This is a genomic window from Flavobacterium fluvii (genome assembly GCF_900129545.1).
In the GTDB taxonomy this organism is placed as follows: Bacteria; Bacteroidota; Bacteroidia; order Flavobacteriales; family Flavobacteriaceae; genus Flavobacterium; species Flavobacterium fluvii.
Genome location: NZ_FQWB01000002.1, coordinates 310462 through 336108, shown reverse-complemented (window position 1 = coordinate 336108; position 25647 = coordinate 310462). Strand labels below are relative to the sequence as shown.

Annotated in this window: 22 protein-coding genes; 13 read left to right on the top strand and 9 right to left on the bottom strand. The window is 37.2% G+C overall.

The genetic code is table 11. The annotated features are described in order from the left end of the window. Window positions 1-4 precede the first annotated feature (4 nt). The gene (gene tamL / locus BUC16_RS06940; RefSeq protein ID WP_244534347.1) at window positions 5-2299 is read left to right on the top strand and encodes a translocation and assembly module lipoprotein TamL; all 2295 of its coding nucleotides are present in this window, start codon (window positions 5-7) and stop codon (window positions 2297-2299) included. A 150-nt stretch (window positions 2300-2449) separates the two neighbouring features. Here tamL and BUC16_RS06935 read toward each other — a convergent pair whose 3' ends face one another. Next, window positions 2450-3163, bottom strand: coding sequence for a hypothetical protein (locus BUC16_RS06935; RefSeq protein WP_073369228.1), 714 nt, complete (start codon window positions 3161-3163; stop codon window positions 2450-2452). Window positions 3164-3251: 88 nt separating this feature from the next. Continuing rightward, complete coding sequence (locus tag BUC16_RS06930) at window positions 3252-3632, bottom strand: ankyrin repeat domain-containing protein (protein WP_073369226.1); 381 nt, start codon at window positions 3630-3632, stop codon at window positions 3252-3254. A 286-nt stretch (window positions 3633-3918) separates the two neighbouring features. Here BUC16_RS06930 and BUC16_RS06925 point away from each other — a divergent pair, with 286 nt between their 5' ends. Then, on the top strand, window positions 3919-4386 hold the full coding sequence (locus tag BUC16_RS06925) for an iron chaperone (protein WP_073369224.1): 468 nt from the start codon (window positions 3919-3921) through the stop codon (window positions 4384-4386). Between the two features lie 35 nt (window positions 4387-4421). Here BUC16_RS06925 and BUC16_RS06920 read toward each other — a convergent pair whose 3' ends face one another. The 5 genes from BUC16_RS06920 to BUC16_RS06900 all read right to left on the bottom strand — a co-directional run bounded on the left by BUC16_RS06920 (window position 4422) and on the right by BUC16_RS06900 (window position 10545). After that, a complete protein-coding gene (locus BUC16_RS06920) occupies window positions 4422-5369 on the bottom strand; it encodes a phosphoribosylaminoimidazolesuccinocarboxamide synthase (protein ID WP_073369222.1) in 948 nt (315 codons plus the stop codon). 294 nt (window positions 5370-5663) lie between these two features. Beyond that, window positions 5664-8012 carry a S9 family peptidase gene (locus BUC16_RS06915; RefSeq protein WP_073369220.1) on the bottom strand — a complete coding sequence of 783 codons (2349 nt, stop codon included), beginning with the start codon at window positions 8010-8012 and terminating at the stop codon, window positions 5664-5666. Between the two features lie 79 nt (window positions 8013-8091). After that, complete coding sequence (locus BUC16_RS06910; protein WP_073369218.1) at window positions 8092-8916, bottom strand: Cof-type HAD-IIB family hydrolase; 825 nt, start codon at window positions 8914-8916, stop codon at window positions 8092-8094. Window positions 8917-8989: 73 nt separating this feature from the next. Beyond that, a complete protein-coding gene (gene tnpA, locus BUC16_RS06905; protein WP_073369216.1) occupies window positions 8990-9451 on the bottom strand; it encodes an IS200/IS605 family transposase in 462 nt (153 codons plus the stop codon). 143 nt (window positions 9452-9594) lie between these two features. Then, the gene (locus BUC16_RS06900) at window positions 9595-10545 is read right to left on the bottom strand and encodes a PhoH family protein (protein WP_073369214.1); all 951 of its coding nucleotides are present in this window, start codon (window positions 10543-10545) and stop codon (window positions 9595-9597) included. Window positions 10546-10651: 106 nt separating this feature from the next. Between BUC16_RS06900 and BUC16_RS06895 the strand changes: the two genes are divergently transcribed. The 7 genes from BUC16_RS06895 to dnaN all read left to right on the top strand — a co-directional run bounded on the left by BUC16_RS06895 (window position 10652) and on the right by dnaN (window position 17335). Continuing rightward, window positions 10652-11479 carry an SAM hydrolase/SAM-dependent halogenase family protein gene (locus tag BUC16_RS06895; protein WP_073369212.1) on the top strand — a complete coding sequence of 276 codons (828 nt, stop codon included), beginning with the start codon at window positions 10652-10654 and terminating at the stop codon, window positions 11477-11479. 17 nt (window positions 11480-11496) lie between these two features. Then, window positions 11497-12348, top strand: coding sequence for a hypothetical protein (locus BUC16_RS06890; protein ID WP_073369210.1), 852 nt, complete (start codon window positions 11497-11499; stop codon window positions 12346-12348). Between the two features lie 56 nt (window positions 12349-12404). Further along, on the top strand, window positions 12405-12701 hold the full coding sequence (locus tag BUC16_RS06885; protein WP_073369208.1) for a putative quinol monooxygenase: 297 nt from the start codon (window positions 12405-12407) through the stop codon (window positions 12699-12701). 5 nt (window positions 12702-12706) lie between these two features. Continuing rightward, on the top strand, window positions 12707-13537 hold the full coding sequence (locus tag BUC16_RS06880) for a class I SAM-dependent methyltransferase (protein WP_084546117.1): 831 nt from the start codon (window positions 12707-12709) through the stop codon (window positions 13535-13537). Between the two features lie 78 nt (window positions 13538-13615). Next, entirely contained in the window at window positions 13616-14341 is a 726-nt protein-coding gene (gene gldF / locus BUC16_RS06875; protein ID WP_073369206.1) for a gliding motility-associated ABC transporter permease subunit GldF, read from the top strand. Further along, window positions 14341-16026, top strand: a complete 1686-nt coding sequence (gene gldG, locus BUC16_RS06870; RefSeq protein ID WP_073369204.1) for a gliding motility-associated ABC transporter substrate-binding protein GldG — start codon at window positions 14341-14343, stop codon at window positions 16024-16026. Before gldF ends, gldG begins: the two co-directional genes overlap by 1 nt. 190 nt (window positions 16027-16216) lie before the next feature. Continuing rightward, entirely contained in the window at window positions 16217-17335 is a 1119-nt protein-coding gene (dnaN, locus tag BUC16_RS06865; protein WP_073369202.1) for a DNA polymerase III subunit beta, read from the top strand. Between the two features lie 81 nt (window positions 17336-17416). Here the strand turns inward: dnaN and BUC16_RS06860 are convergent, their stop codons facing one another. Together BUC16_RS06860 and BUC16_RS06855 are read right to left on the bottom strand one after the other, a co-directional pair. Continuing rightward, window positions 17417-18247, bottom strand: a complete 831-nt coding sequence (locus BUC16_RS06860; protein ID WP_073369200.1) for a universal stress protein — start codon at window positions 18245-18247, stop codon at window positions 17417-17419. Between the two features lie 46 nt (window positions 18248-18293). Further along, on the bottom strand, window positions 18294-19124 hold the full coding sequence (locus BUC16_RS06855; RefSeq protein ID WP_073369198.1) for a universal stress protein: 831 nt from the start codon (window positions 19122-19124) through the stop codon (window positions 18294-18296). A 196-nt stretch (window positions 19125-19320) separates the two neighbouring features. Between BUC16_RS06855 and mnmE the strand changes: the two genes are divergently transcribed. The 4 genes from mnmE (at window position 19321) to BUC16_RS06835 (ending at window position 25618) form a co-directional block, all read left to right on the top strand. Continuing rightward, on the top strand, window positions 19321-20709 hold the full coding sequence (mnmE, locus tag BUC16_RS06850) for a tRNA uridine-5-carboxymethylaminomethyl(34) synthesis GTPase MnmE (RefSeq protein WP_073369195.1): 1389 nt from the start codon (window positions 19321-19323) through the stop codon (window positions 20707-20709). Then, entirely contained in the window at window positions 20709-21068 is a 360-nt protein-coding gene (locus BUC16_RS06845) for a hypothetical protein (protein WP_073369193.1), read from the top strand. The genes mnmE and BUC16_RS06845 overlap by 1 nt, the downstream gene beginning before the upstream one ends. A 196-nt stretch (window positions 21069-21264) precedes the next feature. Then, on the top strand, window positions 21265-21984 hold the full coding sequence (locus BUC16_RS06840; protein WP_073369191.1) for a GYF domain-containing protein: 720 nt from the start codon (window positions 21265-21267) through the stop codon (window positions 21982-21984). 226 nt (window positions 21985-22210) lie between these two features. Further along, window positions 22211-25618 carry a transglutaminase family protein gene (locus tag BUC16_RS06835; protein WP_073369189.1) on the top strand — a complete coding sequence of 1136 codons (3408 nt, stop codon included), beginning with the start codon at window positions 22211-22213 and terminating at the stop codon, window positions 25616-25618. Window positions 25619-25647 lie beyond the last annotated feature (29 nt).

Genomic DNA, 25647 nt, shown 5'->3' with positions numbered 1-25647 from the left:
AAATATGAAAACCAGACATCTAAAATATTTGATCGTGCTATCCTTGTTTTTTGCCTTTGGATGCAGCAACACCAAATATTTACCCGAAGGAGATTTTTTGTACACCGGAAGTTCTGTAAAAGTTAAAGATTCTATCCTGAAAAAGAATGAAAGAAAAGCGCTTGAAAAAGAGGCGGAAGATTTACTTGTTCCAAAACCAAACAAGCAAATACTGGGATTGCGACCTAAACTATTGATTTACAATTGGGCTGGACAACCTAAAAAAGCCAAAGGAATCCGATATTGGTTGAGAACCAAAGTCGGTGAAGCGCCCGTGCTTTTCAGCAAGGTCGATTTGGATTATAACGCGTCAATATTGAGGAATTTCACGGAAAACAAAGGTTATTTCAAAACCAGGGTCAGTGCCGATTCGACTGCCAAAAACAAAAGGGCATCCGCAGAATATACGATAATACCAAAAAGACAATACAAAATAAAAAGCATCCAATTCCCAACGGATTCATCAGATTTGGGGAAATCGATTGCCAGGACGAGCCGCAGGACTTTGTTGAAAGAAGGAAATCCGTATGATTTGGATATTATAAAAGCCGAGCGGGAACGCATAGATGCCAGACTGAAGGAAAAAGGATATTATTATTTTAATCCAGATTATATTTTGGCCCAGGTGGATACCACAAAAGGCGATCACGAGGTAACCATTAAATTAAAAATAAAAGACGAAACGCCCGATAAAGCCACAATTCCCTACAAAATAAACAAGATTGTGGTGTATCCCAATTTTTCGATTTTAAAAGACAGCGTTACCTATAAAAACGAGGATATTGTCCAGTATAAAGATTTTACCATTATTGATTCGGCGCATACTTTTAAACCAAGAGTGTTTGACAGGTCGTTGTATTTCAAAAAAGGGGATTTTTACAACCGAAAAAACCACAATCTCACTTTGAACCGTTTTGTAAATCTGGGCACATTCAACTTCGTGAAAAATGAATTCAAGGTTTCGGACAGCATAAAAAATACTTTGGATGCCTATTATTATCTGACGCTTTTGCCTAAAAAGTTTATTCGTGTCGAGGTTTTGGGCAAAACCAATTCAGCCAGTTATACCGGTACGGAAGTTAATGTCAACTGGAATAACCGAAACGTGTTTCGTGGTGCTGAATTACTGACGGTTTCCGTATTTGGCGGTGCCGATTTCCAGCTTTCTGGAGAAAACAAGGGACATAATATCTTCAAACTGGGAACAGAAACCAGTTTGACTTGGCCTCGATTCATCACGCCGTTCAAGATGGAAGGTTCCAGCGAATTCGTTCCCCGAACCAAAGCAACGGTACGCTATGAATATCAAAACAGGACACAACTTTATGCTTTAAATTCCTTTAAAACTTCTTTTGGCTACATCTGGAAAGACAATATTCGAAAAGAGCATCAATTGAACGTTGTTGACATAACCTATGTAAGCCCGAACAATGTAACGGCAGAATATGAGGAAGATATTTTGGCAGATCCGTCGTTGGGGAAAGTAATCGAAAAACAATTAATTTTTGGAACAACGTATTCCTACACGTTCACGAATACAATGTTGAAACGCAAAAAAAACACTTTCTATTTTAATGGCGAAGTGGATTTGGCTGGAAATATTACAGGATTGGCAACTGGAGCCAATATCAAACAAGGCGACACAATAAAAATATTCGATGTTCCCTTTAGTCAATATGTAAAAGTAAAAGCGGATTTCAGGCATTATTTAAAATTGGGAAAAGAAAGCGAATTGGCCAGCCGGATTATTGTTGGTGCTGGTTTTGCCTATGGAAATTCAACTACATTGCCTACAACCAAGCAATTTGTTGTGGGTGGAACCAACAGTATTCGCGCCTTCAGGGCAAGATCACTCGGACCGGGAAGTTACCAAGCTCCCATTACTTCCAACTCCTATTTGCCCGATCAATCAGCGGATTTAAAACTGGAATTCAATACGGAATACCGAGCGAAAATTTATGGTTTGATGAAAGGAGCCTTGTTTGTGGATGCCGGAAATATTTGGCTATTGAATGCCGATCTCGACAAACCCGGAGCCGAAATTTCGAAAGATATCATGAAACAGATTGCCGTTGGAGCCGGTGCGGGATTGCGTTTCGACTTTACTTTTCTAATATTGAGAACCGATTTGGCCTTTCCGCTAAGAAAACCGTATTTGCCTGAAGGACAAAGATGGGTGATGGATGCCATTGATTTTGGAAGCAGCGCTTGGAGAAAAGAAAACCTGATATTGAATATCGCAATTGGATATCCTTTTTAGGATAACATTAAAAATTGATTTGGGAGAAGTATCTATTCGATTTTGTCAAAAAAAAAAAGCATCATTATCATCCATAATGTTGCTTTTTGTAAAAAACTTACTTGACCCTTTTCGCTATAATTTATGATTTTTGTCTTTTGCCAAAAAAGATTAATTGTTGTTGGCAATGGCTCGATTTGAATTACCATTGATACGATTAAAATCCAAAGCTTGAGTCTCGTTTGAAATGTTGTTTCCCGTAATTGCATTGTCTTCGGCAAGGAGTTCCTCTGCAGTTTTTTCGACTTTGTTGACATTCACGATTTCAACAACTTCTTCAGGCATTGAATTTCTATTTATAACGGCAAAGTCCAAGGCTTGAGTCTCGTTTGAAATGTTGTTTCCGGTAATTGCATTGTCTTCGGCAATCAGTTCGTCGGCAGTTTTTTCGACTTTGTTGACATTCACGTTTTCAACCACTTCTTCAGGCATTGAATTTCTGTTTATAACGGCAAAGTCCAAGGCTTGAGTCTCGTTTGAAATGTTGTTTCCCGTAATTGCATTGTCTTCGGCAATCAATTCGTCGGCAGTTTTTTCGACTTTGTTGACATTCACGTTTTCAACCACTTCTTCAGGCATTAAATTTCTGTTTATAACGGCAAAGTCCAAGGCTTGAGTCTCGTTTGAAATGTTGTTTCCCGTAATTGCATTGTCTTCGGCAATCAGTTCATCTGTGGTTTTTTCAATTTTAATTGTTCTTATACTTTCAATTTCTTCAAAAACTGTTGAACAAAAATCCCTTTGTTGGTCAATTCCATTAGCTGCATTACTTACATTAACAAAAGATAGCAATGCGATTCCGGTAAATACGATTGAATTTTTCATGATAAATAATTTAAATGTTGATTTTATTGATTTTGAATTTGTTTTTATAAGGCATCGCTCAACAGGAGTGATGCCTTATTGAAGTTAATTAGACTTGTTTTAAAATTTTAACGGCATCATTGGCATTCGATAATTCGGCGTGTTTCAAGGCTGTATATCCTTTTTCATCTTTTGCTTTAAGATTGGCTCCGTTTGACAATAAAATTTTCAAGATTTCAACCTTGTTGTAACGGGCAGCAATCATTAATGGACTCAAACCGTTCGATTTTTCATTCACATTTGCTCCATACTCGATAAACTTTTTTACCGCTTCAACATCCCCCTTTAAAACGGCAGTGCCTAGAGGCGTCACACCATCATAAGTTGTAGTTACAATTTTGGCAGCAGTTGTGGAATTGGGATTGGAGGCCAAAGAAACATTTGTAAAAGCTAATAAAGCTACACCTAGATAAACGATTGATTTTTTCATGATAATTGATTTTTTGATTAATTGTTCATTTTTTGATTGATTGTTTTTGAAATATTAAAATCATATAATAATATCCTATGCAAATATATATCTAAAAGACAGTATCTTGTTTTACATAGTACCAAGTTTTAACTATACTTTAACATTTGAGACGCTTTAAACGTAAAATTAAAAGACTGTAATTAAGCTATTTACGAATAAGCCAAAGTTTTTTCCAACAAAAAAAAGGAAATTAGGAACGTCAAGAACAGCAAATTTTCGATAACTTTACTTTAAATAAATCACTATGCAATCTACAGCCAAAACAGTAAATGACTATCTGGAGGAACTTCCAGAGGAAAGAAAAGCTGCCTTTTCAAAGCTTCGAAACAGTATTTTGAATACTATTCCAAAGGGGTTTGAGGAACAAATGAGTTATGGAATGTTGGGTTATGTAGTCCCGCATTCCATTTATCCAGACGGGTATCATTGCAGTCCAAAACTACCGTTGCCTTTTATAAGTATTGGTTCGCAAAAGAATTTTATCGTCTTGCATCATTTGGGAATTTATGCCAATCCAGAACTATTGGAATGGTTTACGAATGAATATCCAAAACACGGAAATTATAAACTGGATATCGGAAAAGGATGTATCCGTTTCAAGAAAATGGATCAAATTCCTTTTGATTTAATTGCAGAGCTCGCAGGAAAAATATCGGTCGAAGACTGGATCGAATGCTATGAAACCCAATTAAAAAGCCGCAAATCCAAATAGATTTACGGCTTGTTTATGCGTGAGATTCTAACTTTTTATTTTGCCAAATAAGCCAAAACATTTTTTTCGATACGCTCGTTAATATTCGAAATATCGGCTTTAACGAATTTTTCGCCCAAAATATTTTCATACAATTCGATGTATCTTTCTGAAACCGTTTCGATATATTCGTCGGACATATCAGGAATTTGTTGCCCTTCCAGTCCTTGAAAACCATTTTGGATTAACCAACGACGCACGAATTCTTTCGATAATTGTTTTTGCTCTTCTCCCCTGTCTTGGCGTTCTTGATAGCCCTCTGAATAGAAATAACGGGAGGAATCCGGTGTATGGATTTCGTCTATAAGGACAATCACGCCGTCTTTGGTTTTTCCAAATTCATATTTGGTATCCACCAAAATCAATCCGCGACTGGCGGCAATTTCGGTTCCTCTTTGAAACAAGGCTCTGGTATATTTTTCCAACACCAAATAATCTTCTTCGGTAACAATTCCTTTCGACAAAATGTCTTCACGGGAAATATCTTCGTCGTGTGACCCATTATCGGCTTTGGTTGTTGGAGTAATTATGGGTTCCGGGAATTTATCGTTTTCTTTCAACCCTTCGGCCATGGCAACACCGCAAATTTGTCTTCTACCCGCCGCATATTCACGAGCGGCGTGTCCTGAAACATAACCACGAATCACCATTTCCACCTTGAAAGGCTCGCATAAATGACCAACGGCAACACTTGGATCTGGCGTTGCAATCAACCAATTTGGGACGATGTCTTCAGTAAGTTCCATAAATTTGGTTGCAATTTGATTCAGGATTTGTCCTTTGTAGGGAATTCCCTTTGGCAAAACCACGTCAAAAGCCGAAAGCCTGTCGGTGGCAACCATAACCAAAAGTTCGTCATTGATATTGTAAACCTCCCTTACTTTTCCTCGGTAAACTGATTTCTGGTTCGGAAAATTAAAATTGGTGGTGGTAATTGTATTCATTGTCTTAGATAGTTGTTGTTGGTGCAAAAATAGGTTGTTTCGAAGAGATACACAAAATTGTTTCAAAGATAATAGTATAAACGCACCAGTTCTTTTTTGCCACGAATTTCACAAATTTGCACTAATTTTAGTGATTATTAAAAGTAAAACTAAACTAGTTTTAACTGCTTTTAGAAGATTCGTGTAATTTTATGGCTTCCGAATTTGTGTTAATTCGTGAAATTCGTGATTAATTTTTTATTGTTTAAACTTGATGCGTTGGCCTTGTCAAAGATATATATTCCGCAGAAAAAGTTACTTTTTCAGCAGCGTGGTGTTAAACAAATTCAATATTCGGCTGTATTCATCAATCCAGGAATACGTTTCTTTGAAACTGTGGGATTCTACCGGAAAAACGGCGAGTTCCCAATTTTTCTTGCTCAATTCAATAAACCGTTGCGACAAACGAACAATATCTTTGTATTCGACATTGTCGTCAACCATTCCGTGCAACATAAGCAAATTGCCTTCCAAGTTTTCGGCATAATAAATTGGGGAACTTTTTTTGTAGGCTTCGGGATCGGTTTCCGGAAAATTCAAAATATTCCCCGCATAACCGTGGTTGTAATGTGCCCAATCCGTCACGGAACGCAAAGCCGCTCCAGACTTGAATTCTTTTGGAGCGGTAAGCATCGCCATCAATGTCATAAAACCGCCGTAAGAACCTCCATAAATCCCCACTCTATTGGCGTCAATTCCGTAGTTATCGACCAGATATTTCTTGCCGTCTATTTGATCCGACAAATCTTTTCCACCCATAAAACGATAAATTCCGGTTCTAAAATCGCGACCGTAACCATCACTGGCTCTATAATCGATGTCCAAAACGGTGTAACCCAAATCGGCCAACATAGTATTGAACATGAATTCCCTGTGGTATCTACTCCAATAATTATGCGCGTTTTGCAAATATCCCGCTCCATGCACAAAAAGCACTGCCGCTTTGTTCGCATTGGCCGTTTGAGGCTTGTACAATCTTGCATAAACCGTGGTGCCGTCTTGAGCCTTGAACGTAATCACTTCCGGTTCGCGCCATGGATATGCCTTGAAACTTTCGGTGGTTGAAAAAGTGATTTGGCGAAGTGTCGTGTTCTTTTTGTTATCGGCAAGATACAATTCCCAAGGTTTGTTTTTATAGGAATAACGCACCAACAACGTCGTTTCGTCAGGCGATACAATTACCTCGTGAGCGCCATCTTTGGTCAAAACAGGTTGTAAAACAGGATTGGAAGCATTCAATTTATAGAAATTCCTGTTCCCCGGATGCGTGGTGTTCGTGGTCAAATAAAATGTCTTCTTGTCATTGGACAATTTAACGTCTCGAACTTCCCAATTTCCTTTTGTAAGCTGGGTTTTCTTTTTTGTTTTTAAATTATAGGTGTACAAATGGGAATATCCCGTCTCCTCCGATTGAAAATAAATAGTGGAATTGTCGCCAAGAAATCCAAGGGTTCCAATTTCAAAAGAAGATGATGGAATTCCGGGCCCACCAATCCAAGCTTCGTCGTGCTGATGCTCGATTTCTTCGAAAGTTCCTTTTTCCAAATTAAAACCAACCAACCAACGATCTTTATTGTCCTGGCTCCTGATTTCCGAAACGGCAAAAGACCCATCTTGATTATAAACCGGATCATTCACCGCGATTAATTTATCGACTTTGTCCTTGTTTTTTAGTTTTTCGTAAGATTCATAATACTTTGGCGTATCTTGAATATGACTCAATGAAGAAAAATCCACGAAGTAAACCGTGTCTTTAGCGATGTTGTAGATTCCGAATTTTGTTGCCGCCAAATTGTTCTTGGACACTTTAGGTTTGGTGTTCGAGATTTGATTGTATCCGTCTGAGCTAATGAAAGCCTCCATTTTTTCATTCTTGTATTCCTTTTTTTCCATCAGCACGAAAGTGGCAAAATCCCCTTTTGGACTCGCTTTAAGACCTCCAAAAACATATTTGTCGTTGTAATATGCTCTTGGAAAATTGGATTTTATGTTTTTTGATTTGGCCTCATTCCATTTTTTCTTTGCTTCCTGATTCCTGACAAACTGGAATAATTCTTTCTGTTGGTCTTTCAAGAAAGAAGCTTTATCATTAGCCGGTTCAGGAGCTTTTCCTTGCTTGAAATTTGAAATCTGGATAATGCTTCCTTCTTTTGCATTGTACTTGAACAGATTTCCGTTTTGTTCAAAAAACAAAATCCCTTCTTCAAAACCCAATTGCAGGTTTGAAACAGGATCATTGTTTTGATATATTTTTTTGGTGGTTTTGCTTTTTTTGGAATACGAAAACAAAGCGCCTTTGTTTGAATAATAAACCAAATCGGATGTTGGTTTTTGTTTAAAATCCAATTTCGAAAAAGCACTTTCTTCAGGAGTCGCCAATTTGGGTTGTGCCAGTCCTTTTTCCCAAAAGTAGGTACTTGATCCCAATTCGTTGTTTGGATTCCATTCAAAATAGACTTTTTTGCCATCCAAAGACCAACGTGTGGTATCCGGCTGATTGCCAATGAAGGCTTCTCCCTTCATTATCTCTTCCAATTTCAATTTTTGGCCTTGAGCTGTTGTTGAAAATACGATACCGATAAGAACCAGAAAAAATTTATTCATTCTATGTAAATTATTTTTGACAAAAATACGCCTTGAAGATTGACAAAATTGTTAAATATTTTAGAAATTGACGAAGCGTTTAAACAACTGTTTTTACTATTTTTTCAGACAAGTATTTGGCTACACCATCATTGTCGTTGGAAGTGATCACTTCTAAATGAGGGAGTTTGTTTTTCAAACTTTCCACGGCATTGCTCATTATCAATCCTTTTTGGGTTGCCAACAGCATTTTTTCGTCGTTGAAACCATCTCCAAAAGATATGGATTCCTCAAAAGTGTAGTTCTCCATTTCCAAAATTCTCGAAATGGCGACACTTTTATCTACCGATTTGTCCATGAACTCCAAACAAAACGGAAGACTGAAGGCGTGATGAAATTCCTCCGAATGGTCTTCCAGAATTTTGTCCTTCAATTCGACTAATTTATGGTGTTCATTATGGGTGAAAAATAATTTTATGGCGCTTAAATCTTCAACCGATTTAAAATCCACAATTTCTGGCGGATAATTCATCACCGTTTGAAAACTGTTCAGCTTTTTATTTTCCTTGTTGGTTTGCCAAACGTTCTCTTTAAACAACACGGTCGTAAACTCCGAATCAATATCCAAATCCAAAATCGATTTTATGGAATCGCTTTCTATGTCGAAAGAAAAAAGCAGTTCTTTTGTTGGCGAATGAATTCGTGCTCCATTTGAGGTTACCAAATAAACGGGGCAGCCCAAGCTTTCGACGATGGGTAAAGCATCGAGATGATGACGCCCAGTGGCAACAATTATGAGGTAGTTTTTGCCGTGAAGTTGTTGGAAAACGGCTTTGGTGTAATCTGATATTTGATGTTCTGAATTGAGTAATGTGCCGTCTAAATCGCTAATTACTACTTTTATGTTCGCAAAATTTGAATTCATGTTAAAAACCAAGTATTTATGAACGGCAAATTTAAGGCTTTATGCTCGGAGGAAAAAGCTAAACATTTCTTAATTAATCCAACCATTCAAATAAATACTCATCCTTGTGTTCAATTTTAAATTTTTCTAAAAACTCAAGATACTCTTCTTTAAACGTTTTTTTCTGATGATGTGTTTTTTGATTTTTTATGTATTGCACCACTTTATCAATATGACTAAAACTATACGAAAACGCACCAAATCCTTCTTGCCAATAAAATGGAATCGTAGTGAACTGCTTTTCGTTTATGAAAGAATTACTGGATTTCTTGATTTCCCTTACCAAATCAGAAAGACAACAATTGGGTTTCATCCCGATAAAAATATGAATATGGTCGGGCATTCCATTTATGACAATTAATTTCTGGCCTTTATTTTGAATAATTCCAGTAATATATTTATACAATTCGTCTTCCCAAGATTCGTGAATCAATGCTTTTCTATTTTGAACCGAAAAAACAACTTGAATGTATATTTGGGAATAGGTATCTGCCATTATGATTTGCTTTGTTTCAAAAATCCCGGAGGGATTTCATATTTATGGAAAAATGATTTATAAATAGATTCGACCCCAGCTGGGGTCGAATATCATTTAAAACAAAATCAATTTCTATAAATATGTAACGGCTCTGCCGTTATTTAATCGTGATTTTCAATCATCTTGTAGGCATCAATCACTTTTTTGACCAAGCGGTGACGTACAATATCCTTGTCGTCAAGATATATGATTCCTATTCCGTCAACGTCTTTCAAAACCAATATTGCTTCTTTCAAACCAGAAATGGTTCTGCGTGGCAGATCGACTTGACCTGGGTCGCCGGTAATCATGAACTTGGCGTTTTTCCCCATACGGGTCAGGAACATTTTCATTTGGGAATGTGTGGTGTTTTGGGCTTCGTCAAGAATCACGAAAGCATTGTCCAATGTTCGTCCCCTCATAAATGCCAAAGGCGCAATCTGGATAACTCCCTTCAAGATATAATCTTCCAGTTTTTCGTTGGGCAACATGTCTCGCAAAGCATCATACAAAGGTTGCATGTACGGATCCAGTTTTTCCTTCATGTCGCCGGGGAGAAAGCCAAGATTTTCGCCTGCTTCCACGGCTGGCCTCGTCAGGATAATACGCTTGACCTGCTTTTCTTTCAGTGCTTTCACCGCCATGGCAACACCGGTGTAGGTTTTCCCTGTTCCTGCCGGACCAACGGCAAAAACCATGTCGTTTTTGTTCATGGTGTCCACCAACAATTGCTGGTTTGGCGTCATCGCTTTGATGATTTTTCCTCCAACGCCGTGTACCAAAATTTTGTCGTTGTCAAAAGCCTTTCTGTCCTCTTGGATGCCGCCTTGAATAACCCTTTCAATCACGTTGTCGTCAATGTTGTTGTAACGGGTAAAATGAAGCATCAAGCGGTTGAAGCGGTTTTCAAACTCATCCAGAACTTCTTTCTCACCAAATGCCTTCAGGGTTGTTCCTCGAGCAACAATCTTCAATTTGGGATAGTACTTTTTAATGGTTTCAAGATGAGTGTCTTGAGCGCCCCAAAAATCTTTTGGAGCGATGTCTATGAGCTCGATGATTCTTTCGTTCAAGATGGATATAGTTTTAATTAATAAATAAGGTTATTATTATTAGCTTTGCGTTTCTCAAATTTAATGAGTTTTAGGTTCAGTTTTCGTTTTATTTATAAACAATTTTATGTCAATAATTACCCTTACTACCGATTACGGCTTGAAAGACCACTTTGTTGGCGCATTGAAAGGGAAAATTTTATCCGAGTATTCCGAGTCCACAATTATTGATATTTCGCACTACATTGACCCATTCAACACTGTTGAAGCAAGTTACATTATCGGGGCTGCTTATTCCAGTTTTCCAAAAGGTACCGTACACCTCATTGGCGTGGATTTGGAATTAAATAAAGAAAACCAACATATCGTGATGCAATGGAACGATCATTATTTTATTGCCGCCGATAATGGCATTTTGAGTATGCTCACGCAAAAAATTGTTCCCCAAAAAATAGTCACCATCAACATTCACGATCGTTTGCCCAGCGATGCCACCGATTTGGATGTTTTCGTAAAAGTCGCTTGTCATATTGCCAAAGGCGGTTTGCTGAACGTGATTGGCAAGGAAATAAAATCCATCAAGCAAGTCACCGATTTGCAGGCTGTTACCGCCAATGACGGAAATTCGATAAAAGGATACGTGATTTACATTGACCATTTTGGGAATGTGGTGACCAATATTTCCAAAAAACAATTCCTGGAAGTCGCAAAAGGAAGACCTTATGAAATCGTGTTAAAAACCAAAAATATCAAAACGATTCTGCCCAATTATTCGGCTATTGCCACTTCTGACAAGTATGAAATCAAGAATTATGAAGGCGAAAAATTGGCCATTTTCAACGAAGCCGGTTTTCTGGAAATAGCCATTTTCAGAAGCAATCCATCCAAAGTTGGTTCAGCAAACAGCTTGTTAGGGTTGAATTATAGGGATGTAATTAATATAGTGTTTAGTTAAGCAATGATAAAACAAAAATGAATAAAACAACAATTTTAGTATTGATTATGACAACTTTATCTTGTCTATCACAACAAAACAGAATTGATATTGAAAAGATAAAAGAACTTAAAATAACATCAATTACTGGTAGTTCCATTTCTATAAAAAATGGTTTTATAAATACTGAGAGCAGCAACACATTTGTAGAAATTTTTAATGAAGAAGGCAAATTAACAGACCAGTTTTTCGCAAACTTAAAAGGTGAAAACATAACCAAATTAAAGTTATACTATGGAAAATGTAAAGGATATGAAAAATCAGAAGATATTGAAAAAGTTAACGGTAAAGACAAAATAACAAAAACTAATAAAATAATTTTTGATGATTTATGTAGAGAAAGTAAAATAATCTCGGTTGATGAAGAAAATAAAATTTCTGAAATTGAAGAAATAATTTATAATGCAGAAAATCAAAAAAAATCTAGCATTTCTAAAAATGCAGAAAAAGAGATAACAAGTAAAATTATATTTTCATATCCTGAAAAAAACATTGAGGAAACCAATGCGTATTTTGAAAACGATAAATTTTGGTATCACCATAAAATTAAAAAAGACGAAAACGGTAATGAAATAGAAAGTATATCATTTGATGAAAATGGGAAAATTGAACATAAAGAAACTACTAAATATCAATACAATAGTAATAATAAAATAATTGAAGAATTACATTTTGACGAAAATGATATATTGAAATATAAAAAGGATTACTTGTACAATAGTGATAATTTAATAGAAAGAATAACGTCAACAAAAAAAGAAGTTGGTATAAATATGCCAAACTTAACAGAAAGTGTAAGTATCACAATATATTATTATACAAAGAAATAAATACTAATAACACAGATCGCTAACATTTTCAATAATGAGTTAAAATCCTAAATCAAATGTTCGTACGAATAGTAAAAATGTCCTTTCACGAAGAAAACATTCCAGCATTTCTGGAAAACTTCGAAATAATAAAAGACAAAATACGAAACGCAACCGGAAATCGATTGTTGGAACTGTATCAAGACAAAACCAATAAATGTATTTTCTTTACGTACAGTTATTGGGAAACCGAAGAAGATTTGGAAAATTACAGAAAATCGGAGCTTTTCAACGAAGTTTGGGCATTCACGAAGCAATTGTTCAACGACAAACCAGAGGCGTGGAGCGTTGACAAAATAGCCAGTTTAAAATAAAAACAATGAACATAGTCATTAGAAAAATCTATTATGCACTTCCTGTTTCCCTGAGATACAGCCTAAGGAGAATCATTTATTTGCCTCAAGATTTATTGGTAAAAAGAGATTCACTTGTACCTCCCAAAGGTATCATCTTTACTGGAAGTGGCGATTATTTAAACATTGGAAACCATTTTTTTGGACATTTTAAAAAATATTGTGAATTTACAAAAGACAGTTCCGTTCTTGATATTGGTTGCGGAATAGGAAGAATGGCAATTCCTTTTACCCATTATCTTTCTCCAAAAGGTCGTTATGAAGGTTTCGACATCGTAAAAATAGGCATTGATTGGTGTACCAAAAACATTAGCAGCCGCTTTCCCAATTTTACTTTTAAATTAATTCCATTAAAGAATGATTTATACCGTTTGGACACGAATGAAAAAGCTGCCGAACTGCAATTTCCTTATGAAGACAACAGTTTCGATTTGGTGTTTTTAACCTCTGTTTTTACCCATATGCTGCCTTCGGATGTTGAAAATTACATTAACGAAATTCAACGGGTTTTGATAAAAGACAAAAAATGTTTTGCCACTTTTTTTATCATCGAAGAAGAAAATGAAACTAAACCAAATAGCATTGGAAGCAAAAATTTCCCCCATGATTTTGGAAATTATTTTCTAATGGACAAATCCGTAAAAGAAGCCAATGTCGCTTTCAAGAAAAGTTACATTGAAGATCTTTTGAAGAAAAACAATTTAGAACTTACCCATTTCATCAAAGGAAACTGGTCCGGAATTCAAAACACGGAATTAAACGAACATCAAGATATAGTGATTTTTAAAAAATTATGAAAAAGCTATTACTTTAGACGAAATAACAAACATTTAAAATAACTGGAATGAGATTGCTTCGTTCCTCGCAATGACAATATGAAATCAATAGTAGCAAGAGAAATAAAATCCTTTTTCGGTTCGCCAATAGGCTATTTGGTAATAGCCGTTTTCCTGATTGGAAATGGCTTGTTCCTTTGGGTTTTCGAAGGAGAATACAATATTTTGGACAGCGGTTTTGCCGATTTGAGTCCGTTTTTTACTTTGGCTCCCTGGATCCTGATTTTCTTGATTCCGGCAGTGACAATGCGCAGTTTTTCGGATGAAAAAAAACAGGGGACATTGGAATTGTTGTTGACAAAACCCTTGAGCATTTGGCAAATCGTGAACGGAAAATTTCTGGGTTCAGTACTGTTAATCGTTATGGCAATAATTCCAACACTGATTTACGTCAAGGTAATTTCTGATTTGGGAATGCCCGAAGACAACATCGACATGGGCAGCACAATGGGGTCTTATTTTGGATTGTTGTTCCTGATTGCGGCCTATTCCGCGATTGGAATCTTCACTTCCACCCTATCCGAAAATCAAATCGTGGCTTTTATTGTGTCGGTATTTTTGTGTTTCTTTTTTTACTATGGATTCGAAGGTTTGGCAACAATTTTACCTGGTTTTCAAGGTTTAATTTCTGGTTTCGGAATGCAAGATCATTTCAAAAGTATGAGTCGTGGCGTGATTGACACTCGTGATGTCGTTTATTTTGCGAGCATCGCGGTCTTGTTTCTTTCATTTACAGTTTATAATTTAAAATCCATTAAATCGTAATGACAACTTCCAAGAAAAACAACATACAATCCTTACTGATTATCATTGCCATTTTATTGGTTTTAAATATAATAAGCGGTTATTTTTTCCACCGTTTTGACTTGACCAAGGATAAAAGATACACGCTTTCGCCAACTTCCTTGAACATCATCAAACAGGTACAAAATCCTTTGTACGTAAAAATCTATTTACAAGGCGATTTACCCGCTGAATTCAAGCGTTTGCAAAGTGAAACTAGGGATTTATTCGAAGAATTTCAATCCTATAACAAGAATATTTTTTTCGAATTCGTAGATCCTTTGGAGAATGAAGAAGAAAGTATGGACAACATCAAGGAGTTGTATCTAAAAGGGCTTACGCCAATAAACATTACCGTTGACGACAAAGGAAAACAATCGCAAGAAATGGTTTTTCCTTGGGCAATTGCGGTTTACAACAACAAGGAAGTCAATGTTCCCTTGTTGAAAAATATTATGGGCGCATCGACTACCGAAAAAGTGGTTGGCTCCGTGCAACATCTGGAATATTCCATTGCCGATGCCATCAACAAAATCACCAAAGGCAAAAAGAAAAAGATTGCCGTAATCAAAGGAAACGGCGAACTTTTCGATCTTCAGATGGCTAAATTCCTGATGCAAGTTCGGGAAAGTTATCACATTGGCCCATTCACTTTGGATTCGGTTGCCAAAAATCCAACGGGAAGTTTGGACGCTTTACAAAAATACGACTTGGCGATTATTGCCAAACCAACCGAAACGTTTACGGATTCCGAAAAACAAGTCTTGGACCAGTTCATCATCAATGGTGGAAAAACCTTGTGGTTGGTGGATCAAGTCAATATGGAAATGGACAGTTTGTACAATGATTCCGGTTCGACTTTGGCATTTCCAAGAGACTTGAATTTGAACGACATGTTCTTTAAATACGGATTTAGAATTAATCCCGATTTGGTGAAAGACGAGCGAGGATGTCCCATAAAACTGGCTACTGGCGAACAAGGAAGCGCCACGCAATATCAAGAATTCAATTGGAAATTTGCGCCGCAAGTGTATCCTATTAGCAAGCATCCCATCGTGAAAAACCTGGGCGGAATCAAGTTCGATTTTGCCAGTGGTATCGACACTTTGAAGAATGGAATCAAGAAAACCGTATTGTTGCAATCTTCCCAATATTCGAAGAAAATTGGCTCCCCGGTTGAAATCAATTTGAATATCGTGGAAGAAGAAACTTCGCCTAATCATTACCTGAATACGGGCTATATTCCGATGTCGGTTTTGCTGGAAGGTTCGTTCCATTCGATGTTCGAAAACAGGATTTTGCCTTTTGACCAAAAATCTTTTCAACCCCTTGGCAAAGCCAATAAAATGATTGTGGTTTCGGACGGCGATTTGATTCGAAACCAATTGGACAAGAACTTTCAACCCGTGGAATTAGGTTATGACCAACGTTCCGGAAATTTATATGACAACAAGGATTTCTTGATGAATTGCGTCAATTATTTGCTGGATGATAGTGGACTTATTAACATTCGAAGCAAGGATCTGGATTTGCCTTTATTGGATAAAGAAAAAGTTCATGAAAGTTACACCCTGACACAAATCCTAACTATCGGGCTTCCAATCTTTATTTTAGGGCTTTTTGGCGTTGTTTTTACGTTTCTCAGAAAGAAAAAATACGGCAAGTAATGTTAATAAAAAATTTGAAAAAGTAAAATAGTTTACGATATATTTGTGGCTAGCATAGATTTTGGAAATTCACTGAAATTTATACCCGAAAAAATAAAACAAAACAGATGAAATCGCCATGCTTCAACAAGCAAATTAACATAAAAAATGGCGATACCATATTCCGATAAAAAACAAATATAATCTTCATATGAAATTTATAGTATCGAGTTCGTACTTATTGAAACAATTACAAGTTTTAGGAAGTGTCATTAACAGTAGCAATACGTTGCCTATTTTGGACAACTTTCTTTTTGAATTGGACAACAGTGCCTTGACCGTTTCTGCCTCTGATTTAGAAACAACGATGTCAGCCACTTTAGACATCGATTCCACCAGCAAAGGAAGCGTGGCTGTTCCTGCAAAATTGCTTTTGGAAATCCTTAAAACCTTTCCAGAACAACCGTTGACTTTCACCGTTGAAGAAAATAGCACGATAGAAATTAGTTCCAATTCAGGAAAATATGCCTTGGCGTATGCTCCGGGTGAAGAATTTCCAAAATCAGTGAACTTGGACGAACCTTCTGTAACTTTGGTTCCTGCCGATGTTTTGGCAACAGCCATCAGCAAAACCATTTTTGCGGCCGGAAACGATGATTTGCGTCCGGTAATGTCTGGTGTTTTCTTCCAATTTTCTCCTCAAGGTTTGATATTTGTGGCCACCGACGCCCACAAATTGGTAAAATATGCAAGAACCGATGTAACGGCTTCACAAGTTGCCGATTTCATTATGCCAAAGAAACCTTTGACTATTTTGAAAAATATTTTGGGAGCTTCAGATGCGGAAGTAAAGATTGAATACAACGATTCGAATGCCACTTTTTCTTTCGACAATTATGTTTTGATGTGTCGATTGATTGACGGAAAATATCCAAACTATGAAGCGGTAATTCCAAAAGAAAATCCAAATAAATTGATGATTGACCGTTCCCAATTCTTGAGTTCTGTTCGTCGTGTTGCGATATTCTCCAATAAAACCACGCACCAAATTCGTTTGAAAATTGCCGGTGCCGAACTGAACATTTCTGCAGAAGATATTGATTATTCGAACAAAGCTGAAGAACGTTTGACATGTGATTATCAAGGTGACGACATGCAAATAGGGTACAATTCCCGTTTCTTGACAGAAATGTTGACCAACTTGCAATCCGACATGATTATGCTTGAAATGTCATTGCCTAACAGAGCCGGAATCTTGACTCCAGTTGATGGATTGGAAGACGGAGAAACAGTGACGATGCTGGTAATGCCAGTAATGTTGAATAATTAATTCAAAACCACAATATAAGTTAACTAACCAAACCATTTTTATATTTAAAAACTGTCTCGATTTATTGAGACAGTTTTTTTTTTATTCGTGTACTGCCAAAATTGGAATACTGGAATGGTTGGCAATTTTTTGGGTTAAACTGGGCTTGAACAGTTCGACGAAAAAATTTCTTTTATACGTAAGCATAGCCAATACGTCGATATCTTTAAATAAAATAAAATCCATAATTGTTCCCTTCACGTCATCGCTTTGAACTATGGAAAACTGGACTGGTTCTCCTTCAAATTCTGTTTCCCAATGTTTGATTGTCTCTTTGGCAACATCTGAATGATCTGTTTTAACATAAAGACATTTCACTTTAGCCTCCATTTTTTTAGCGATTTTCAGCACGTCTTTAAGGGCTTTTTGGTCTTTCTCCCTATATCGGGTCGTAAATCCAATGACTTCAATTTTTTTGAATTTGGCTTCAAATGGTATGCATAAAACAGGAACATTAATCGTACTGATGACTGAACCCGCATTGGTTCCCAAGAAAAAGGCTTCCCATCCAGATGCTCCAGCTGTTCCCATTATCACAAATTTAATTTCATCTTCCTTTATGGCTCTTTTGATATTGAAAATCAAATTGCCGTCCATCAATCTGTGGCTCATTTTAATTTTGTCCAATTTCAATTCTTCGGCTATCTTCCGAAGTTTTGCAATCTCGTCTTTGAACATGTCAAATTGGGACAATTGAAGCGAGTCGAAAAGGACATTGTAATTCTCTGGAAAAAACTGGCTGTCAAAAACCGGCAGCTCAAAGGTGTGCAATAAAACCAGTTCTCCCTTCACTTTTTTTGCAAATTCCAAAGCGTGGACAAAAGCATTGTTCGCCACTTCGGAAAAATCTGTTGGAAACAAAATCTTTTTCATTTTTTATACTATTAAAGTGAACAATTTCTAAAAATTCAACGAGCTATCAAGCATGAATAACCAAAATGGGAATTTCAAATTCTGAAACATTTTTCTTGGCATAGGTAGGAACAAACATGCCTTCAAAAATATTGTTTTTATAAGTCAACATCGTCAAAACATCGATTTCCTGATGAGAAATAAAATCCAGCGTCATTTGCTTTATCTCTTCGTTTCGAACCTCAAAAAAAGCAATGGGTTCCTCACTAAAATTTTCTTCCCATTTTTTCTTGGTTCCTGCATCAATTTCTGATTTATGAGTTCTCACATAAAGGGATTTAACGGTTGCATTTATCATTTTGGCCATATCCAATACCACTCCAAGCGTTTCTTTGTCTTTGGCTGTATAATGATTTACATATCCAATCGTTTTGATATTTTTAAATTTCACTCCCGAAGGAACACAGAACATGGGAATTTCCAAGCCTAAAATTACAGAACCCGAATTGGAACCGGCAAAAAGAGCCTCCCATTCGCTAACGCCCGAAGTTCCCATAACCAAATAATCTATTTTATCCTCCTGTATCGATTTTTTAATGTTCGCCCTCAAATCTCCTTCCATCAGCCGATGCGTCATTTTTATGTGTTCCATTTGGTGGTTTTCCATAATGGCTCTCAGTTTTGGAATCTCCTCCTTGAACTGCTCAAAATTGGCCAACTCCACGGAATCATATATTTCATTGAAATTCTCTGGAAAAAACTGGTCGTCCATTGGTATTAAATCATAGGAATGCAGGACCATTAATTCCCCTTGAACTTTATTGGCAAATTCTAAAGCATATTCAAATGCATTTGTGGCAACTTCAGAAAAATCGGTTGGAAATAGAATACGTTTCATTTTAAATTATTTAAAGATTTAAACATATGCTTATAACCATAAAGATACAATTTTAACATATTAATTCCCAGATATTTATGCTTTTTATATAAAAAACAATATAAAGATTGGATGATATTAAATAAAATGGAGTCCGAAAAAATTAAAAATTGATACTTCTATAGATTTATTACCTTTGCAATCATTAAAAAATAATATGTTATACAACGATTCCATAGTGGCATTGGCCACACCTTCAGGAGCAGGAGCCATCGCCATCATTCGGATTTCCGGAGAAGAAGCCATTACCATTGGAAACTCCGTCTTTCAATCCATCAAGGGAAAGGATTTGACCCAACAAAAAACCCACACCTTGCACTTGGGACATATTATTGACAACAACAAAACGCTGGACGAAGTTTTGGTTTCCATTTTCAAGGGACCAAATTCTTATACCGGAGAAAACACCATAGAAATATCCTGTCACGGCTCGACTTATATCCAACAGCAAATCATTCAATTATTGCTTCGAAAAGGCTGTCGAATGGCTAACCCGGGTGAATTTACGCTGAGAGCTTTTTTGAACGGCAAACTTGATTTATCGCAAGCCGAAGCCGTTGCCGACTTGATTTCATCCGACAATGAGGCTTCACACCAAATTGCGATGCAACAAATGCGTGGTGGTTTCTCGAATGAAATTGCCAAACTGCGGGAAGAATTGTTGAATTTTGCTTCCTTGATTGAACTCGAATTGGACTTTGCCGAAGAAGACGTGGAATTTGCCGACAGAAGCCAATTTCACGAATTATTGAATAGAATCGAGTTTGTTTTGAAACGTTTGATCGATTCTTTTGCCGTGGGGAATGTCATCAAAAATGGAATTCCCGTGGCTATTGTGGGTGAACCCAATGTGGGAAAATCGACTTTGCTGAATGCTTTATTGAACGAAGAACGCGCCATCGTTTCGGAGATTGCGGGAACCACCCGTGACACCATTGAAGATGAATTGGTTATTGGCGGCATCGGTTTTCGATTCATCGATACAGCCGGAATACGCGAAACGCAAGATGTAGTGGAAAGCATCGGCATCAAAAAAACGTTCGAAAAAATAGAGCAAGCCCAAGTGGTTGTTTTTCTTTTTGACAGCTCCGAATTTAAAATTTCGGGACTAAAATTAAAAGTGGAATTAGAAAAAATAAAAAACCAATTTCCGTTGAAACCCTTGGTTATTATTGGCAACAAAGCCGATAAACTAACCGAAATGGAAATCCAAAACATCAAAACGGAAATCCCGGAAATCCTGTTGATTTCTGCCAAAGAAAAACTGGGCGTTGAAGAACTCAAAAACCAACTTCTTTCCTTTGTGAATACAGGTGCTTTAAGAAACAATGAAACCATCGTTACCAACACCCGTCATTATGATTCTTTGTTGAAAGCCCTGGACGAAATCCAAAAAGTAAAATACGGATTGGAAACCAATTTGTCCAGCGACTTGATGGCTTTGGATATTCGAGAAGCTTTGTACCAATTTGGGATGATTACCGGACAAGTCACGAATGACGAGCTTTTGGGAAACATATTTGCCAATTTTTGCATCGGGAAGTAATGACAATACAAGAATTAATTGGCGAATATTCTATTTCCGGAAGCAACCAGGATGATACCAATGAAATGACTTACAAAGGCATTTTGACGTTGTCGCTGGATAAAAACAACCGCATTAAAGCCCATTGGCTCATCAATAATGAGCAAGTACAAACGGGCAATGGTTTCTTCAAGGACAACATTCTGGTAATCAATTTCAACTACAAAGGAGAAGAAAACATAACCTATAAAGGTGTTGCGGTTTACCAATGCATCACCAAAGACGTATTGGATGGATTTTGGTCCGAAAAACACGGAAACCCACTCTTTTTAGGGACAGAGCATTGCTTGAGAATAGAAAGTACCGAACGTTTACACTAAATTGCAACTTTCAAACACACCATTCTTCTAGCTCATTTGCTACAGTTTGATAACCATTACGCCCTTCGAAAAAAATCAACAATAATGAAAATTACTGTTTATTTTCCATCAAAATACAACTCCATTTTGCAGTATCAAAAAATGATTGTAGCTTTGAAAAAACCGATTTAATCTCCTCATTACAGCATCCATTTTTATGAAAAAATACTATCTTCACAACGGAACCGAAAGCAGCGGTCCTTTTGACATGGAAGAATTGAAAGCCAAAAATATCACCAAAACAAGCCCTGTTTGGTTCGAAGGCATGCAACACTGGAAAACCGCCGGGGAAATACCAGAACTAACCAGACTTTTTATAGCAAATCCACCTCCTTTTACTCCTGTTTCAATTCCAGAACCTACACCAAAAGTGGAGAAAAAAAGAGAAGAACGCAAAATTTTGGGCTTGTCTAAAAACAGCTTTTTTTTAGTTTGTGGAGTCTTGGTTTTGACAACGGCAACCATTGTTTTCAATAACCTCCAAGAAAACAGAAGCCGAGAGTTAAGAATAAAAAACCATAAAACTGAAGTCGAAAACTATCAATTGGAACTCAAACAAAAAGAAATAGAAGACCAAAAAGTTCAGGCAGTCCTGCAGGAGAAAATTGAAGCTGAAAGAATGGTCAGGGAGAAAAAACAAAGCGACAACAATAGACTTTCGGAAATCAATAAAATGTTGGCGGACTACCAAAACAATTTGGTGGTAACCGAAAAAAAATTACAGGATGCATCGGGTTTTAAACTATTAAGAACCGCCGAAGAAAAAAAGGAACAAATGGATTTGTTGCAAAAAAACATTGATTCTTTCAGAAATGAAATGAGCAAATTAAAAAACGAATCCGACCAGTTGAAACTGGAATTGGAGAAAATACCCTAATAGACCAGTACAACTTTAAAAAGAAAGTTCTCTTTATTTCAAACTAAACTTCTTGCTGAAGATTTTAATCCACTTTGAATTATTCTTAAAATAAAAACACAAAAAAATCAATTTAGATGTAATTTTAAATAAATCAGTTTAATTATTATCATATAAATTCGATAATCAGTGATTTTTTTTCAATATTTGTATATACTAAACAACGTTGTTAAAAAAGCACTTCCCTATGTCCATAAAAATAGCCATTTCACACAAAACTGCTTATAAATTTGATCGGAGTGTAAAACTATTTCCTCATATTTTCAGGCTCAGACCTGCCGCTCATTCCCGAACGTCAATTGAAGGATATTCATTCAAAATCTATCCCGAAAATCATTTCATCAACTGGCAGCAGGATCCTTTTGGAAACTATCAGGCGAGAGTGGTTTTTAACGAACCAACAACCGAATTACGGGTCGAAGTCGAAGTAATCGCCAAACTGGAAGTCATCAATCCTTTTGATTTTTTCATCGAAGAATACGCCGAAAATTTCCCTTTTCTGTACGACAATAAGCTGCACAAAGAATTGATTCCTTACCTTGAAGTAAGGCAAAATGAAAGAGGAATTCTATTTGATGAATTTGTTTCGAAATTAACTCAAAAGAAAGACTTGATCACTGTCGATTTTCTGGTATTTGCCAATCAATTGGTTTTTCAAACCTTGAATTACAATATTCGTCTCGAAGTGGGCGTGCAAACCTGCGAAGAAACATTACAAATACAAAGCGGTTCCTGCCGTGATTTTGCCTGGCTTTTGGTGCAAGCATTGCGAAGTATTGGCTTGGCTACCCGATTTGTTTCGGGTTATTTGGTTCAATTAACATCGGATGTAAAATCACTTGACGGACCATCCGGACCAGAAAATGACTTTACCGATTTACATGCCTGGGTAGAAGTTTATTTACCCGGAGCCGGCTGGATTGGACTCGATCCCACTTCCGGGCTTTTTGCCGGCGAAGGACATATTCCTTTGTGCTGCACGCCCGATTACGAAAGTGCCGCTCCCGTAACTGGTGCTACCGAAATCTGTCAGGTGAATTTCGAATTTGACAACACCGTAACCCGCATTCACGAAGATCCAAGAGTGACCAAACCCTACACCGAACAGCAATGGGAAAACATTATGGAGGTTGGTAATGTTGTCGAAAAAGACTTAATTGAAGGTGATGTTCGTTTGACAATGGGTGGCGAACCTACTTTTGTTTCTATCGACGATTTTGAATCTCCCGAGTGGAATTCTACTGCCGATGGTCCTTTGAAACGTAAACTCGCTTATGATTTGGCACTTAGACTAAAAGGTCGTTTTGCTCACGGAGGATTGCTTCATTTTGGTCAGGGAAAATGGTATCCGGGCGAATTATTTCCGCGTTGGCAATATGCTTTATACTGGAGAAAAGATGGATTACCACTTTGGAAAAACGATGCTTTGATTGCCAAAGAAGATGGAAAAAAACTCACTTTTCACGATGCCGAACGTTTTGCCATAGAACTGACAAAATATCTGGGCATTGACATCAAAAATATAAATCCTACCTACGAAGATCCTATTTACTGGGCTTTGGAAGAAGGAAAACTGCCGGTTAATCTAGACCCGCTGGCTGTTAATCTTAAAGATTCCATTCAGCGTCATACACTGGCTAAATTATTGGAAAAAGGACTAAACAATCCTTCAGGTTTTGTACTACCACTAAAATGGATTCACGAATACAAAAACTGGGTCAGCTGTGTCTGGGAATTCCGAAGAGGGCAATGTTATCTTATTCCTGGTAACTCCCCTATTGGACTGCGTTTGCCTTTGGAATCGTTGCCGAAAGTTTCTAAAAATAAAAGAGAACAACCCGTTTCCCGAAGTTTATTCGAAGAATTACCACCATTAGGAGATTATTATGAATCTGTAGAAGAACGTTACGGCAGTACTTCGCCAACTTACAGAGCGAATGTAACTCCAAAATCGAAAGAGGAAACAGAAGAAAAGGAACCTTTATTATTTGAAGTAGAGACTTTTTCGACTGCAATGTGTGTGGAAGAACGTGATGGAATTATCTATGTTTTCCTGCCTCCAACAGACTATTTGGAAACCTATTTGGATTTGATTGCCTCAGTAGAAGCAACTGCCGAAAAATTGCAGATACCGGTTCGAATTGAAGGTTATCAACCTGAAACCGATTACCGCATCGAAAAAATGATGGTAACTCCGGATCCCGGTGTTATTGAAGTCAATGTTCATCCTGCGAAATCCTGGCAGGAAATTGTGGACAACACCACGGCTTTATACGAAGAAGCTTTTCTTTCCCGTTTAGGAACCGACAAATTTATGGTTGATGGCCGTCATACCGGAACTGGCGGTGGAAATCACGTGACATTAGGTGCTTCAAAACCAGAAGACAGTCCGCTGTTGCGAAGACCCGATTTATTGCGAAGCCTGATTACCTATTGGCAACATCATCCTGTTTTGAGTTATCTATTTGCAGGACCGTTTATTGGTCCGACAAGTCAGGCACCTCGTATTGACGAAGGTCGTGACGAACGCTTGTATGAAATGGAAATTGCCTTCGAACAAATTCCAAAAGACAAAGACATTCCTTTTTGGATGGTGGATCGAATTTTTAGAAATCTACTGACCGACATCACAGGAAATACGCATAGAACTGAATTTTGCATCGACAAGTTATACTCTCCCGATTCGCCAACAGGACGTTTGGGAATACTAGAATTACGGGCTTTTGACATGCCTCCGCACAAACACATGAATCTGGTTCAAAACCTATTGGTTCGTTCTTTGGTAGCCAAGTTTTGGAAAAATCCGTATGAGAAAAAATTAGTGCGTTGGGGAACCGAATTGCACGATAAATTCCTGTTGCCACACTTCGCTTATCTGGATATGATTGATGTAGTAAATGATTTGAAAGATGCTGGTTATGATTTTGATATTTCGTGGTTTGATCCATTTTTCGAATTTAGATTCCCGCATCACGGAGGTATTACAGTGGATAATATTCAATTGGAAATTCGTTTGGGAATTGAGCCTTGGCACGTTTTGGGAGAGGAATTATCAAGTAATGGAACTGCTCGTTTTGTGGATTCCTCATTGGAAAGATTGCAAGTTAAAGTTTCTGGAATCATCCCCGAACGCCATATTTTGCTGTGCAAAGGTTGTAGAATTCCATTGAGAAGCACGGGAACCAAAGGCGAATACGTGGCTGGAATTCGTTACAAAGCCTGGAATCCACCATCGGCATTGCATCCTAATATTGGAGTTGATGTACCTTTGGTTTTTGATATTGTTGATACCTGGAATAATAAATCAATTGGTGGCTGTACCTATTTTGTTTCGCATCCCGGAGGACGAAGTTTTGAAACTTATCCTGTAAATAGCTATGAAGCTGAATCTAGAAAAATTAGTCGTTTTTGGGATTTTGGTCATACACCATCCGCTGTTTCAGAACAAAGCGCACCCGTTATTAACACACCGACAGTTTCGAGATTTGTTGCTGAAAATAAAACCAATCTCAAACCGGACACACCTATAGAATTGGTTAATCCGGAATATCCAAATACACTGGATTTGAGACATTTTTGGGTGGCAAAAGAATAATATTTATTTCAAACATTTGCATTGCTGTT